This window comes from Polynucleobacter sp. UB-Siik-W21 (genome assembly GCF_018687415.1).
Taxonomy (GTDB): domain Bacteria; phylum Pseudomonadota; class Gammaproteobacteria; order Burkholderiales; family Burkholderiaceae; genus Polynucleobacter.
On the sequence record NZ_CP061289.1, the window covers coordinates 2013434 to 2027606 of the forward strand.

Consider the following 14173-nt stretch of genomic DNA (forward strand, 5'->3'; position numbering starts at 1 on the left):
CTTAAGTCTGGAGTGCTGAAGTAATTGCCGCTAATCTTGCAAGCTCAAATGCGCTACCGATTCGCTCACCATTAGATCGATCTTCTGCTGCGACACCAGCAATAATTTCGGCAGTATTAAGTGCTTGAGCGTTCCGCATTGCCTTGATCAAGGCGGCAACATTCAACCCTATCTTTGCAGCAAGATTTAATAATTGTTGTCCGCGATCAGGCTTGCGCCAAACATCGGCACGATTCAACCAAGCTAAGACATCCACCGCCTGAAAACGGCTATGGCATTTATCAATGAATGTAATGAGCTCACTAAAGATTTCACTAAAATCACGAACCTCAATAGGCATCCGAACACATTCTGCCCACGAACGAATCTCGCTGGCAGGCACATTCATTAAGGCAATTGCGCAACGATCATCTAATGCATCTCCAATCGAATCAAAATGGGCAATCAACTGTTCACGCAATTTTTCTTGAGCCAGTTGCACGTTTAATGTTGGTGAAAGAATCGTTTTAGCAGCACCCGTGTTTAACAATACTTGAAACATATGCATTGGCTTGCTCGCAACCAAACCTCTAGCGAGTTCTTGCCAGATACGCTCTGCGGATAAAGCATTTAATTCGCCGGCCTGAACGATGGCTTTTAATGAGAGCATCGTTTCATCTGCCACACTAAATTCTGGAAAGCGTGCTGCAAAACGAGCGATACGCAATAAACGCAATGGATCTTCTGCAAAAGCATCTGATACATGCCGAAAGACTTTTGCTGCTAAATCTTTTTGTCCGCCATAAGGATCCAAAATAGGTCCACATAGCCTTCCATCAACATCGACTTCTTGGGCCATGGCATTAATCGTTAAATCACGACGCTGCAGATCTTGCTCTAAAGTGACTGAAGGGTCCGCATAAAAATGGAAGCCTTTATAGCCTTTGCCCGTCTTACGTTCAGTGCGCGCTAAAGCATATTCAGCTTGAGTCTTGGGATGCAAAAAAACAGGGAAATCTTTTCCAACTGGTCGAAAGCCATTCGCAATCATTTCCTCAACGCTGGAGCCCACTACCACGTAGTCAATATCATGGACTGGTAAACCCATGAGGGTATCTCGAATGGCACCGCCAACGGCGTAAATCTTCATTACTGCATACCCTCTAGGGTGCGGCGGCTCATTTTGAACACTTCAGTCAAAGCATCTCTACCGTTCACAGGCAAAGTATTGGGCAACTGCATAGAAGCAATGTTGTCGCGTGACATCAAGGTTGGCACAGGCAAAAACTCAAAGGCTAAAGCCTGGAGATATCCCACAAAAGCCGGCACGGGAATAATGGCACAAGAAGTCTTGGCTTTGCGTGCAGCAAACTCCACAATCTCTTTCATCGTATAAACCGTAGGGCCTACTAAATCATAAGACTGATGAATGGTTTGTGGCATCGCTAAAGATTTTACAAATGCGATTGCGACATCATCCACGCTCACTGGCTGAAACTTTGCTTGATGGTTTGCCAAAGGCAATGCTGGAAACAATTTGGCAAGCTTAGCAAATAAATTAATGAATTGATCTTGCGCGCCGAAAATAACTGAGGGTCTAAAAATAGTCCAATCTACATTACTGGCCTTAACCGCCGCCTCTCCATCACCCTTACTCCGTTGATACATAGAGGGTCCATTGGAGTCGGCACCAAGCGCACTCATGTGCAGATAGCGCTTTAGCCCATGGAGTTGCATCGCAGTAATAATATTTTTTGGTAAATCTACGTGTGCAGCTTTAAATACTTTCCCATAAGGCTGAGCCGGTTTGTCGTGCAATACGCCAACTAAGTTGATGACTGCGCCATTGGGTTTTATACGAGCACACAATGACTGCAATTCATCAAACTCATGAATGTCAGCATCCTCAATATGTATCTTCGGTAGCATACGTAACTCACGCCCAGCCGCAGGATGACTAGACGGAATTAATACTGAATAGCCCGCAACTTGAAGCTGTGCAGCTAACACACGGCCCACAAATCCATTGCCACCAATGAGTAAAATATCGTATTGCATAGAGCCTTCTTTTATAAACGTATCGTTAAGGTAACTCAGATTGTGTCGCAGCTTTAGGCGTAATCACACCTAAACGTTGCTTTAATGATTGTGTTTGTCCGTTCATTACCGATGAATAGTAATTCGCATTGGACAATACATTCTTTACATAAGTACGTGTTTCATTAAATGGAATCGTTTCAGCAAAGATGGCGCCTTCAGTAGGCCCTGTGAGCTTTTCACGCCAAGCCTTAGATCGCGAAGGGCCTGCGTTATACGCAGCTGAAGCCAGCACCCAGGAACCATCCAAATCAATCAACACCATATTGAGGTAATTGCTGCCTAAGGTCAGATTGGTATTGGTATCGGTCAACTTATCGTTGGTGTAATTCGTCATTCCAATTTTCTTGGCGACATACTTTGCGGTGTTAGGCATGACTTGCATCAAGCCAGAAGCGCCAACTGAAGAAGAGGCATTCATGATGAAGCGTGACTCCTGACGAATGAGTCCATAAGCCCAAGCAAGATTCAAATCAATCTGCCTTGCAATTGGAGAAAGCTCATCACGGTATGGCGTCGGGTAACGCAAACTAAAATCATGCTCTTGCTTGGTTCGATCTGCAGTATTGACCACGCGATCATAGAGATTGACTCGTTTGGCATACTCTGCGGCAGCCAATAGCTGCTTATCTGTCATGTTCCGTAATTCCCAATTCCACTCACGATTACCTTCAAAACGTAAGTTCATCGCATAAAGGCGCTCACCACGAATAAATCCCTTATGGCTAGCCATGGCATCAATTTCAGACTCAGTTACCTTGGTGCGACTTGGTGCATGGTTCGATTTGCCCAACTCTTCACGAGCGAGCTGACCATAAAAGTTGTATTGATCAGCAATCATCTCAAAGCTATCTTTAGCCTTGGCATCCTGACCCTCAGCCTTTGATGCACGACCGTACCAATAGGTCCAAGCAGGATCTTTGCTGCGTATCACAGGGTTCATACCATCGATAGCATTCTTCACCAAGACCCAGTCTTTAGCACGTAATGCAGCACGCACTTTCCATTCTTGCGATTCAACCGAGAGCAGTTCGTTATAGCCCAGAGCTTGTTGCAATCGATAAGCGTCATCTGCATTTGGGTCTAATTTCTTCGCCAAAAATTGTCCAATAACACCCCATGCCACCGCTTGATTCTCTTTGCTATAGCGCGATGATGTTTGCAAGAAATCTCGATAGGCTTTTGATGGATCGGCTTTAGCCGCCCTCACAATCTCGCCAATAGGGTCATCACCACCAAGACGTTTCGCCATGGTGTCAAAACCTCTTTCGCTGGCAGCACGACCAATCGCCTTTGCCTCACTTGGCGTCATACCGCCTGCCGCTACTAGTGAAGGCACTAACTCTTGGCAGGCTTGACCGAAGTAACTGGGGTCCAACAAGATTGCCCGTGAATCAATTGCTAATTTTGTTGGGTTCTCACCTTGCGAAAGCTTGGATACCAAGGAATAGCATTTCACTTGAGTATCGTCATCTAAAACAAACTTGGCGTACTCAGCATCAAATCGCGCCCAGTCTTTGCGCTTACCCAGCACCAGTAGCCAATCATTGCGCATACGATCTGCTAAAGCAGTGCCTTGATATTGATTTAAGAATGCAACTACCTGAGTATCGGCACTGTAATCATTTCGCGGCCCTCCAGCGCTATCAAACAACTGAGGCTTGATACGGAAATAAGCTACATAGTCATCAAAAGGATAGTTGGCTAAATTGGCTGACAACTGCTGCGTACGAAACACATCATTTTTTCTGGCTGCCTCACGTAAGTCGATAAACATCCTATCGGCGTCAGTAATTTCAGCTGGGGCGGCCTTACTCTCATAGGATTTAGGTAGAACTGGCTTTTTCAATTTTTCTGCAAATGCTTGGGGCGCATTGAAGACTAGGCCCAAAATCAGAATCTTGGCCCATTGTTGGCATATGCGAATTTTTAACTTCTTTTTCAACATCTAACCCTATATTGATGGATGAGGCATTTTGTTACGCTAACTTGATTACTACATCTATTGATTTTCGCCTGATAATGGTCGATATGCACGGTAATTCACCAAAAACTCTTCGCCAAGAATTGTTAAAGCAACGCAAAGAATTTGCGGCGGGGGCAAACTATACCCATGCCACAGAACTCCTGCTAAGTACGCTAAACGCATTTTTAGAATCGGATGGCGCATCCCTGCGCTCGATTGCGCTCTATTGGCCCATTCAGGATGAATTGGATTTGCGTCCTACCTTAATTGCTTGGTCTAAAAACGCATCAGGACGTCTACTCACACTGCCTTTTGCTCGCCCTGATAAGCATCTCGATTTTTATGAATGGAGGGATGGTGACAACCTAATCCCAAGCAAACATGGTGTGCCAGAACCAGACCCGAATAACTCAGATAGGCCTGCTAGCAGCCCGGACTGCATCCTGATTCCTTGTGTTGGCTGGTCAAGCTCAACAGTAAACGGTAAAACACATTACTGGCGTCTAGGTTATGGCGGCGGCTATTTTGATCGAACCCTTGCGAACTTGAGAGAAAACAATCCCAAGATCATTTGTATTGGGATTGGATTTAATTGGCAAAAACTGGATGATACCCAGTGGGCGGCTCAAACACACGATGAGCCTTTGGATATGCTACTGACTGAGTCAGGCTTACTTCGTTAGATCGAGGTTGTCGGCGATTGCTAAAACTGCATCTGCTTGATTCAAAGAATAGAAGTGTAAGCCTGGTGCGCCAGCGGTCAGAAGCTGGTCACACAGATCCGTCACCACCTGTTCACCAAACGCACGTATAGATGCAATGTCATCGCCATATGACTGGAGGCGCAAGCGAATCCAACGTGGAATCTCAGCGCCACAGGCGTCTGAAAAACGTAGCAACTGCGTACTATTCGTAATCGGCATGATGCCGGCAATAATGGGCTGCGTAACACCTAAGTCATAAGCCTCATCGACAAAACGGAAGTAGGCATCACTGTTATAAAAATACTGCGTTACGGCAGCATTAGCCCCTGCCTTCATTTTTTGCACAAAGAAATCTACATCGCTTGCAGGCGACTTTGCCTGTGGATGAGTCTCTGGATAGGCTGCCACATCAATATGAAACCAATCACCTGTTTCCGCACGAATAAATTCAACTAATTCATTGGCATGATGAAACTCACCATACTGGCCCATGCCAGATGGTAAGTCACCACGTAAAGCAACAATTCGTTTAATCCCTAAAGCTTGATACTGCTTCAACATTTCTCTCACACTATCACGTGAGCTGCCAACACAAGATAAGTGGGGAGCCACTGCAGCGCCTGCAGCATGAATATCACTCACCACTTTTAATGTGCCAGACTGAGTAGAACCACCGGCACCAAAAGTCACAGAATAAAACGCTGGCTTGAGTGTTTCGCTGAAACGCTCACGCACAAGGCGCAACTTATTCTCACCTTCAGGTGTTTTTGGAGGAAAGAACTCGACGCTTAATTCCATGATCTTGGGCCTAGGTATCTATTAAATGAATGGATTAATAACGATAGTGGTCAGCCTTATATGGGCCTTCCTTCGTTACACCAATGTAGGAAGCCTGCTGATCAGACAACACCGTTAACTCTGCATTGAGAGTCTTGAGCTGTAAACGTGCAACCTTCTCATCCAAATGCTTAGGCAATGTATATACACCGATTGGGTATTTATCTGTACCTACCGCATTCCACAATTCGATTTGCGCGATCACTTGGTTTGCAAATGATGAGCTCATGACATAAGAGGGATGTCCTGTACCGCAACCTAGGTTTACCAAGCGACCCTTGGCCAAGATGATGATGCGCTTTTCAGGCTGACCATTGGCAGCCGGGAAAATCACATGGTCAACTTGTGGCTTGATCTCTTCCCATTTGTATTTTTCGATACCGGCGACGTCGATCTCGTTATCAAAGTGGCCAATGTTACAAACGATCGCTTGATTCTTCATCTTCACCATATGGTCATGCGTAATCACATGATAGTTGCCTGTTGCTGAAACAAAGATATCTGCTTTGTCAGCAGCGTAATCCATGGTCACAACACGATAGCCTTCCATAGCTGCTTGTAATGCACAAATCGGATCCACTTCGGTAACCCAAACTTGAGCAGACAAAGCGCGCAATGCTTGGGCCGAACCTTTGCCGACATCGCCATAACCACAAACTACTGCAACCTTGCCGGCAACCATGACGTCGGTAGCACGCTTGATCGCATCAACTAAAGACTCGCGGCAACCATAGAGGTTGTCGAACTTGCTCTTAGTAACTGAGTCGTTCACGTTGATTGCAGGGAATTTCAAATCGCCCTTAGCAAACATTTGATACAGGCGATGCACACCAGTAGTCGTCTCTTCTGTAACGCCCTTTACTTTTTCCAAGCGTGTGGAATACCAAGTTGGATCTTGTGCCAATTTTTTCTTAATGGCAGAGAACAAAATGGTTTCTTCTTCGCTAGTGGGGTGATTCAAGCAAGCTTGATCTTTTTCAGCACGTGCGCCGAGGTGCAGTAACAAAGTCGCATCGCCACCGTCATCCAAAATCATATTGGTATAACCGCCGTCAGCCCATTCAAAAATACGATGGGTGAAATCCCAATATTGCTCAAGGGTCTCACCCTTAATGGCGTAGACTGGCGTGCCATTGGCAGCAATTGCAGCTGCAGCATGATCTTGTGTTGAGAAAATATTGCAAGAAGCCCATTGAACTTGGGCTCCGAGAGCCTCTAGGGTCTCAATCAATACTGCGGTTTGAATGGTCATGTGCAATGAACCAGTGATACGGGCACCGCGTAATGGCTGTTGCGCTGAAAACTCATCACGAATAGCGATCAAGCCAGGCATTTCAGTTTCAGCAATCGCAATTTCTTTACGGCCAAAGTCAGCTAAAGAAATATCGGCAATTGCGCAACGGGTGGCAACAAAATTATTTAAATCAGAAACGGTATTCATCAATGCTCCAGCTAAAGACGATCCAATGCTGGAGTGCAAACTCGCTAGCCGTTGAATCATGGGTTAGCGAGCGCAGTTGCAATAAGCAAATTCTGGAGGTTGCCCTAGAACTTACTCCCTCCAAGCCTGGGGAAATGCTGGGTCTCAACATTCCTTGCAACGCTCCTTGAAGGTATGGGTAAATTGTAATCAATTTACCCATATTTCGCCTCAATCCATCTATAAACTGCTTTTGAAGGCTTTCTAAGTAGCTTTAGTACTTATAGACCTGCAGCAGCACGTAATGCAGCGGCCTTATCAGTCTGTTCCCAAGTAAATTCCGGCTCTTCACGACCAAAGTGGCCGTAAGCAGCCGTCTTGCGATAGATTGGGCGCAAGAGGTTCAGCATTTTCACAATCCCTTTTGGACGCAAATCAAAGTGCTCAGATACTAATTGCGCAATCTTCTCATCAGAGATCTTGCCAGTGCCATAAGTACTCACCATCACTGAAGTTGGTTTTGCAACGCCAATAGCGTAAGAGATCTGGATCAAACACTTGCTTGCTAAACCGGCAGCAACAACGTTCTTAGCCACATAACGACCGGCATAGGCCGCAGAGCGATCAACCTTAGATGGATCTTTACCAGAGAATGCGCCACCACCGTGAGGGGCTGCACCGCCGTAGGTATCCACAATAATTTTGCGACCAGTTAAGCCGCAATCGCCTTGTGGGCCACCAATAACGAAACGGCCAGTAGGATTGACCAAGAAATTAATCGCGCCTTTGATCAAATGCTTTGGCAATACTGTTTTGATGATTTCTTCGATGACTGCTTCACGCAATTTTTCAAGAGAAATATCTTCATCATGCTGAGTAGACAGTACAACCGTATCAATTGAGTCAGGCTTACCGTCCACATAACGCAATGTCACTTGTGACTTGGCATCTGGGCGCAACCATGTCAAACGGCCGTCACGACGCAATTGAGATTGACGCTCAACCAAACGGTGTGATAAGTGAATTGGCAAAGGCATAAGCTCAGCCGTCTCATCACAAGCATAACCAAACATTAAGCCTTGGTCGCCAGCGCCTTGATCTAAACCATCATCATGTGCCTTATCAACGCCTTGCGCAATATCTGGACTTTGCTTGTCATAAGCAACTAATACAGCGCATCCTTTGTAATCAATGCCGTAGGCGGTATTGTCGTAGCCAATTTCGCGCAAAGTATTGCGAGCCACTTGAATGTAGTCAACGTTAGCGTTAGTAGTAATTTCACCAGCAAGTACTACTAAGCCGGTATTGCACAAAGTTTCTGCAGCGACGCGTGCTGTTGGATCTTGGGCCAAAATGGCATCCAAAATCGAATCAGAAATTTGGTCTGCTACTTTATCGGGGTGGCCTTCAGAAACAGATTCTGAGGTGAAGAAGTAATCATTTGCCATTGCATATTCCTTTAAAAATTAACACGATCTGTAGGACAACTCGACGTGCCAGGAACTACAACGGCGACGCTTTAGCAGAATTTTTGAATCGCCCTGCAAGTTGTCTTAACTCGGCGATGCTGTAATTCTATCTGAAAAGGGTGTAATCCATCAAGAGGCGCTTAAATTTGGTCTCTACAGCCGCATTGAATATCATTGGAGGGTGCGAAAAATCCTTTTGAATTTCGGTCTCAACATCATCTCTGTGCTGCCCCTTGCAGTAGTGCAGATATTTGGCGCGCTTTTGGGACTTTTGGCCTATTTGGGCTCAAAACAATATCGCTCATTATTTAGACCTCAATACGAAGCTGTAGTGAATGCCCGCAAACTCCCTTTCAAACTCTGGGAAGCAGTGCGCGCATCGGGCATGCTGTTTTCAGATAGCCTGTGGATCTGGCGCAATCCCAAAAAAGCATTAGCAATCACCACCGTGCACAACTGGAATGTCGTACAGGATGCCATGTCTGAAGGTAAGGGCATGATCATTCTCTGTCCACATCTAGGTGGCTTTGAAATCATTCCTCGCTATCTTGCAAACCATTACCCAGCAACCATCATGTACCGCCCATCTCGCCAAGAATGGCTTAATGAAGTTGTTGAGGCAGGTCGCGCCTACCCTAACATGCATTTTGTCCCTACTAATCTCAACGGCGTCCGTCAAATGACGCGGGCGCTTTCCAAAGGAGAGGCAATCGCCATCCTTCCCGATCAGGTACCAAGCGGCGGTGATGGCATTTGGGCTCATTTTTTTGAACGTCCTGCCTACACAACCACCTTGCCAATTCGTCTTGCGAATCGCCACAACACTCCTGCAGTCATGTTTACAGCCAGAAGAAACTCGCTGGGCAAAGGATGGACGATTGACGCCAAACGTTTAGATGCGTTTTCAGACGATGCCAATATTGCGGTCAAAGAATTAAACACTTCGATTGAAAACGCGATTTTGGTTGCACCAGAACAATTTATTTGGTCTTACAACCGCTATAAGCATCCAGCCGGTGCAGAATTGCCGCCGAGCGCTTAATCAATTTATTATTTTTGAGATGACCTGGTTATCCAACCTCTTCAATTTCTTAGCGCTTAGCTTATTGCGCTTATTCGCCTTTCTACCATACACCATCACGATTTATGTGGGCTATGGACTTGGTTGGTTGGCAGCCCATACACCCAATAGTCGCGCTCAGGTTGTTAAAACAAATTTGCGACTGTGTTTTCCCAATCTGAGCGAAGTGGAAATTGATCAGCTTGCGCTGGAGCACTGGAAATTATTTGGTCGCAGCGTATTGGAGAGAAGCCGAATTTGGCTTGGCAGTGGCAATCAAATCACCGATATCGTCACGATAAATTCTGCCATTACCTTAGGTGATCGCAAGCCACGCCTACTCATCAACCCCCACTTTGTTGGCCTTGAGGGTGGTTTTATGGCGCTCTCTGTACTGGCTAACCAGCACGACTGGCCAAGGGGCGCAGGCCTCTACCAAAATATGAAAAACCCTTTCTTCAATCAAAAAATGATTGAATGGAGAAATCGCTTTGGGGGTAAATCGATTGAAAGACAAAGTCGACTGCGCGATCTCATCCGTGAAATTCAGACAGGTAACTTTATTTTTATTGCTCCTGATATTGATTTGGGGCCAAGAGACTCAGTCTTTGTTCCTTTCTTCGGTATTCAAACCAACACTATCACTTCCGTATCACGCCTTGCCAGGTTGAGCGGAGCCGAGGTGTGTTTAATGACCACCACGCTAAATCAAGATCGCAAAGGCTATACCTGCAATATCAGCGAACCTTTGCCCAACTTTCCAAGCGATGATGTAGAAAAAGATACGACTCGTCTTAATCTATATATTGAAGAACTTGTTCGAGAAAGACCAGCAGAGTACTATTGGGTTCATAAACGCTTTAAGCATCGCCCTCCTGGTGAGGCTAGCCTTTACGATTAAAGAGATATTTTGAGCACCCATCAAGCCAACACTGGACGCAAACTTCGCTTCACCAAAATGCATGGTGCTGGCAATGACTTTATCGTGCTCAATGGCATCGATCAAGACCTCAGCGGCATCACACGCGAGCAGTGGCAATCATTAGCTCATCGTCAATTTGGCATTGGTGCTGATCAAATTCTCTTGGTGGAAAAAGCCACCAGACCCGATGCGGATTTTAAATATCGGATTTTTAATGCAGACGGTGGCGAAGTAGAGCAATGTGGCAATGGCTCGCGTTGTTTTGTGCGCTTCGTATTGGATCAAGGCTTATCCACTAAAAATCCTTTACGTGTCGAAGTTGCACACACTATTCTCTCGCTTAAATCTTATCCAGATGGGCAGGTTGAGGTAGATATGGGTGCACCAATTTTTGAGCCTAGCCAAATCCCATTTGATGCCAACGGTTTGGCAAGCATGCAAGAGTTTCATGAAACGCTTTACGCCCTTCCCCTAGATCACCCTGCGACACACGATAGTTTTGTTGGTGTTGTATCTATGGGCAATCCCCATGCCGTACAAGTCGTAAGTGATATTGGTAGCGCACCTGTTCTTGAAGAAGGGCCCGAAATTGAAAAACACCCTGCGTTTCCAAAAAAGGTAAATGTAGGCTACATGCAGGCTGTTAATCGCAATGAAATTAAATTACGCGTATACGAACGTGGCGCAGGAGAAACTTTGGCCTGCGGTACTGGTGCTTGCGCGGCTGTAGTGTCGGGCATTCGCAGGGGTTTATTAGACTCGCCAGTGAAGGTTCATACCCGCGGTGGCGATCTTCAAATTGCCTGGGGCGGGATCGTCAATAACGTTACTCAGCCCGTCATCATGACTGGACCAGCTGTTACCGTATTTGAAGGTGAAACAGAAATCTAAGCAAAGCTTTCTGTTTTCTTAGATGCCGTATTTTTCGCGATAGGCTTTTACTGCCGGCAAATAATTTGTTAACTGAGCATCGCTTGAAGCAGTTAAGAAAGACATTAAGCCAGTCAAGTTCGCAATTGAAATGACTGGCAAGTTAAATTCTTGCTCAACCGCTTGCACCGCCGAGTGATCGCCAAGCTCTGTTGCATTTCCGGATCTTTCCATACGGTCTAAGGCAATCAAGACGGCCGCAGGTTCCGCTCCTGCTTTGCGAATAAGCTCTACGGACTCTCTGACAGAGGTGCCTGCAGAAATAACATCATCAACAATCACTACCCTGCCTTTCACTGGCGCACCCACCAACACCCCACCCTCACCATGATCTTTGGCTTCTTTGCGGTTGTAGGCATACGGCACATTAATCCCGTTGTCAGCCAAAGCAATTGCTGTAGCAGCTACCAAAGTAATCCCCTTGTATGCAGGGCCATAGAGCATGTCAAATGGAAGTTTTGATTCTTGCAGGGCCTTAGCGTAATAACGACCCAAGGCGCCTAAGCGAGTGCCGTCATCAAATCCGCCAGCGTTAAAGAAATAAGGCGAGAGTCTACCGGCTTTAGTTTTAAACTCTCCGAAGGACAAAACCTTTGCCTCCAAGGCAAAACGAATAAAGTTATCTTGATTTGAATTATTTGAGCTCATAGGACTACATGTTACGCATCATTTCCGCGAACCTCAACGGTATCCGTTCTGCAGTCAAAAAAGGCTTTCTAACATGGGCTATGAAGCAAAAAGCAGACTTCATTTGCATGCAAGAGCTCAAGGCTCAGAAAGATGATCTAGAAGATGCCATCCTCAATCCTGACGGCATGCATGGCTTCTTTCATCATGCCGAGAAGAAAGGCTATAGTGGCTGCGGCATCTATACGCCTCATAAGCCTGACGAGGTTCTCTACGGCTATGGTAATGATGAGTTTGATGCTGAAGGGCGTTACGTAGAAGCTAGATATAAGGGGTTATCAATAATCTCAGTTTATATGCCCTCAGGCTCAAGCTCCCCTGAGCGTCAAGAAGCCAAATATCGTTACCTCGATAGCTTCTTACCTCACCTTATTAAACTCAAAAAATCCGGGAGAGAAATCGTACTCTGCGGCGACGTCAATATTGCACATCACGAGATCGATTTAAAAAACTGGAAAGGTAATGTTAAAAATTCTGGCTTCCTTCCAGAGGAGCGAGCGTGGCTCACTAATCTCTTTGACAAGATCGGTTATGTAGATGTGTATCGCAAACTAGAACCCAAAACCGGAGAGTCTTGCTACACCTGGTGGAGTAACCGCGGTCAAGCCTATGCTAAAAATGTGGGGTGGCGCATTGACTATCAGATCAGCACACCAGGCATTGCTACTACTGCCAAGAAAACATCAGTCTATAAAGATGAGCGCTTTTCAGATCACGCCCCGCTGACGGTCGACTATGACTGGAAGCTTTAAGTATTAAAAAGAAGGAAATTACTCCCCGTCTTTTTTAATCTGCACAACCTTAAAGTGAATCGTTGTCCAAATCAGAATGAGGACAGGGGCACCAATGATCGCAGTGCCATAGAAAAAAGCCTGGTACCCGAAGCTGTCAACAAATACACCCGAGAAGCCTGCAAGCCATTTAGGCAGCAACAACATCATCGAACTAAAGAGTGCGTATTGAGTAGCTGAATAACGAATATTTGTCAGCGATGATAAGAAAGCAATAAAGGCAGCGCTAGCAATACCCGAGCTTAAGTTATCAGCTGAGATTACCCAAATCAAACCATGTAAATCATGGCCTTGGGTGGCAAGCCAAGCAAACAGTAAATTGCTTACGGCAGACAATACTGCCCCTAAAAACAAAATTCGTAAGACGCCAAATCGCAGAGTGAGGACGCCACCTACAAATGCACCAACTAAAGTCATCACGACACCAAACACTTTACTGACTGCCGCTACTTCATCTTTGGTATAGCCCATATCAACATAAAATGGATTAGCCATAATGCCCATTACGACATCGCTAATACGATAGATTGCGATGAGTGACAAAATCAAAATCGCATGCCAACGATAGCGGGTGATGAATTCTGCAAAAGGTTCTATCAAGGTTTGATAAAGCCATGCTTTAGCATTACGCGCTTTGGTTAATTCATAGCGTGCTGGCTCAGTACTTAATAGCGTAGTGAATACGCCAACACCAATGGAGGCAGCCATACAAAGATAAGCGAATTGCCAGGCACTAGCGTCATAACCGCTGCCTGTTTCAGCTCTTGCAGCGAGCCACAATACGCCCGCACCCGCCCAAATCAACGCCAGTCGATAGCCTGTTTGGTAAGTAGCCGCCAAGGCGGCTTGATGATCACTATTAGCTGATTCAATGCGAAAAGCATCTAAAGCAATATCTTGAGTCGCTGAACCAAATGCCACGAGCAGCGCGCACCAAACAATGGAGTTCAGAGCCAGCTTGGGATCTAAAGAAGACATTCCTACAAGACCCAAAATAATGAGCGCTTGCGCAAAAAGCAACCAACTTCTTCTGCGCCCCAGCAACTGAGTCAAGAAAGGAATTTGCACACGATCTACTAATGGCGCCCAAACCCATTTGAATGCATAGATCAAGCCAACCCAAGTGAGATAGCCAATCGTGCTGCGATCAATACCTGCTTCACGCAACCAAAAACTTAAAGTGCCGAGAATCAGTAAAAGAGGCAAGCCAGCGGAGAAGCCCAGAAACAGCATTCGCAAACATGGCCATTCGAGGTATACCCGAAAATCCTTTAGCCAAGATTGAACTGCACTTAACACCTTGAGATTATT

Annotated in this window: 13 protein-coding genes and 1 riboswitch; of the genes, 5 read left to right on the forward strand and 8 right to left on the reverse strand. The window is 45.8% G+C overall.

What is annotated here, in order from left to right:
- Position 1 precedes the first annotated feature (1 nt).
- From C2756_RS10445 to C2756_RS10455, 3 genes are read right to left on the reverse strand one after another with little or no spacing between them, the layout of a single operon-like run.
- Positions 2–1129, reverse strand: a complete 1128-nt coding sequence (locus tag C2756_RS10445; protein ID WP_215319255.1) for a polynucleotide adenylyltransferase — start codon at positions 1127–1129, stop codon at positions 2–4.
- A complete protein-coding gene (locus tag C2756_RS10450; RefSeq protein WP_215319257.1) occupies positions 1129–2037 on the reverse strand; it encodes a complex I NDUFA9 subunit family protein in 909 nt (302 codons plus the stop codon). Before C2756_RS10450 ends, C2756_RS10445 begins: the two co-directional genes overlap by 1 nt.
- A 25-nt stretch (positions 2038–2062) precedes the next feature.
- A complete protein-coding gene (locus C2756_RS10455) occupies positions 2063–4024 on the reverse strand; it encodes a transglycosylase SLT domain-containing protein (protein WP_371817085.1) in 1962 nt (653 codons plus the stop codon).
- Positions 4025–4038: 14 nt separating this feature from the next.
- On the opposite strand from C2756_RS10455, the gene C2756_RS10460 reads away from it, so the two are divergent.
- Entirely contained in the window at positions 4039–4725 is a 687-nt protein-coding gene (locus C2756_RS10460) for a 5-formyltetrahydrofolate cyclo-ligase (RefSeq protein WP_251372058.1), read from the forward strand.
- Here the strand turns inward: C2756_RS10460 and metF are convergent.
- The 3 genes from metF to metK all read right to left on the reverse strand — a co-directional run bounded on the left by metF (position 4714) and on the right by metK (position 8451).
- Complete coding sequence (metF, locus tag C2756_RS10465) at positions 4714–5544, reverse strand: methylenetetrahydrofolate reductase [NAD(P)H] (RefSeq protein ID WP_215319259.1); 831 nt, start codon at positions 5542–5544, stop codon at positions 4714–4716. The genes C2756_RS10460 and metF overlap by 12 nt on opposite strands.
- A gap of 34 nt (positions 5545–5578) precedes the next feature.
- Complete coding sequence (ahcY, locus tag C2756_RS10470; RefSeq protein ID WP_215295982.1) at positions 5579–7024, reverse strand: adenosylhomocysteinase; 1446 nt, start codon at positions 7022–7024, stop codon at positions 5579–5581.
- A 61-nt stretch (positions 7025–7085) separates the two neighbouring features.
- Positions 7086–7198: riboswitch (S-adenosyl-L-homocysteine riboswitch) on the reverse strand.
- 86 nt (positions 7199–7284) lie between these two features.
- Complete coding sequence (gene metK, locus C2756_RS10475; RefSeq protein ID WP_215319261.1) at positions 7285–8451, reverse strand: methionine adenosyltransferase; 1167 nt, start codon at positions 8449–8451, stop codon at positions 7285–7287.
- Between the two features lie 217 nt (positions 8452–8668).
- On the opposite strand from metK, the gene C2756_RS10480 reads away from it, so the two are divergent.
- The 3 genes from C2756_RS10480 to dapF are packed head-to-tail and all read left to right on the forward strand — an operon-like array spanning position 8669 to position 11345.
- Positions 8669–9514, forward strand: coding sequence for a lipid A biosynthesis acyltransferase (locus C2756_RS10480; RefSeq protein WP_251372059.1), 846 nt, complete (start codon positions 8669–8671; stop codon positions 9512–9514).
- Positions 9515–9533: 19 nt separating this feature from the next.
- Complete coding sequence (locus C2756_RS10485) at positions 9534–10433, forward strand: lipid A biosynthesis acyltransferase (RefSeq protein WP_215319262.1); 900 nt, start codon at positions 9534–9536, stop codon at positions 10431–10433.
- 57 nt (positions 10434–10490) lie between these two features.
- Positions 10491–11345, forward strand: a complete 855-nt coding sequence (gene dapF / locus C2756_RS10490; RefSeq protein WP_215320982.1) for a diaminopimelate epimerase — start codon at positions 10491–10493, stop codon at positions 11343–11345.
- An 18-nt stretch (positions 11346–11363) separates the two neighbouring features.
- Here dapF and pyrE read toward each other — a convergent pair whose 3' ends face one another.
- Entirely contained in the window at positions 11364–12032 is a 669-nt protein-coding gene (gene pyrE / locus C2756_RS10495) for an orotate phosphoribosyltransferase (protein WP_215319264.1), read from the reverse strand.
- Between the two features lie 8 nt (positions 12033–12040).
- Between pyrE and C2756_RS10500 the strand changes: the two genes are divergently transcribed.
- Positions 12041–12823: an exodeoxyribonuclease III gene (locus tag C2756_RS10500; protein ID WP_215319265.1), complete on the forward strand. Its 783-nt coding sequence runs from the start codon at positions 12041–12043 to the stop codon at positions 12821–12823.
- 18 nt (positions 12824–12841) lie between these two features.
- On the opposite strand, the gene C2756_RS10505 is transcribed toward C2756_RS10500, so the two are convergent.
- Positions 12842–14161: an MFS transporter gene (locus C2756_RS10505; protein ID WP_215319268.1), complete on the reverse strand. Its 1320-nt coding sequence runs from the start codon at positions 14159–14161 to the stop codon at positions 12842–12844.
- Positions 14162–14173 lie beyond the last annotated feature (12 nt).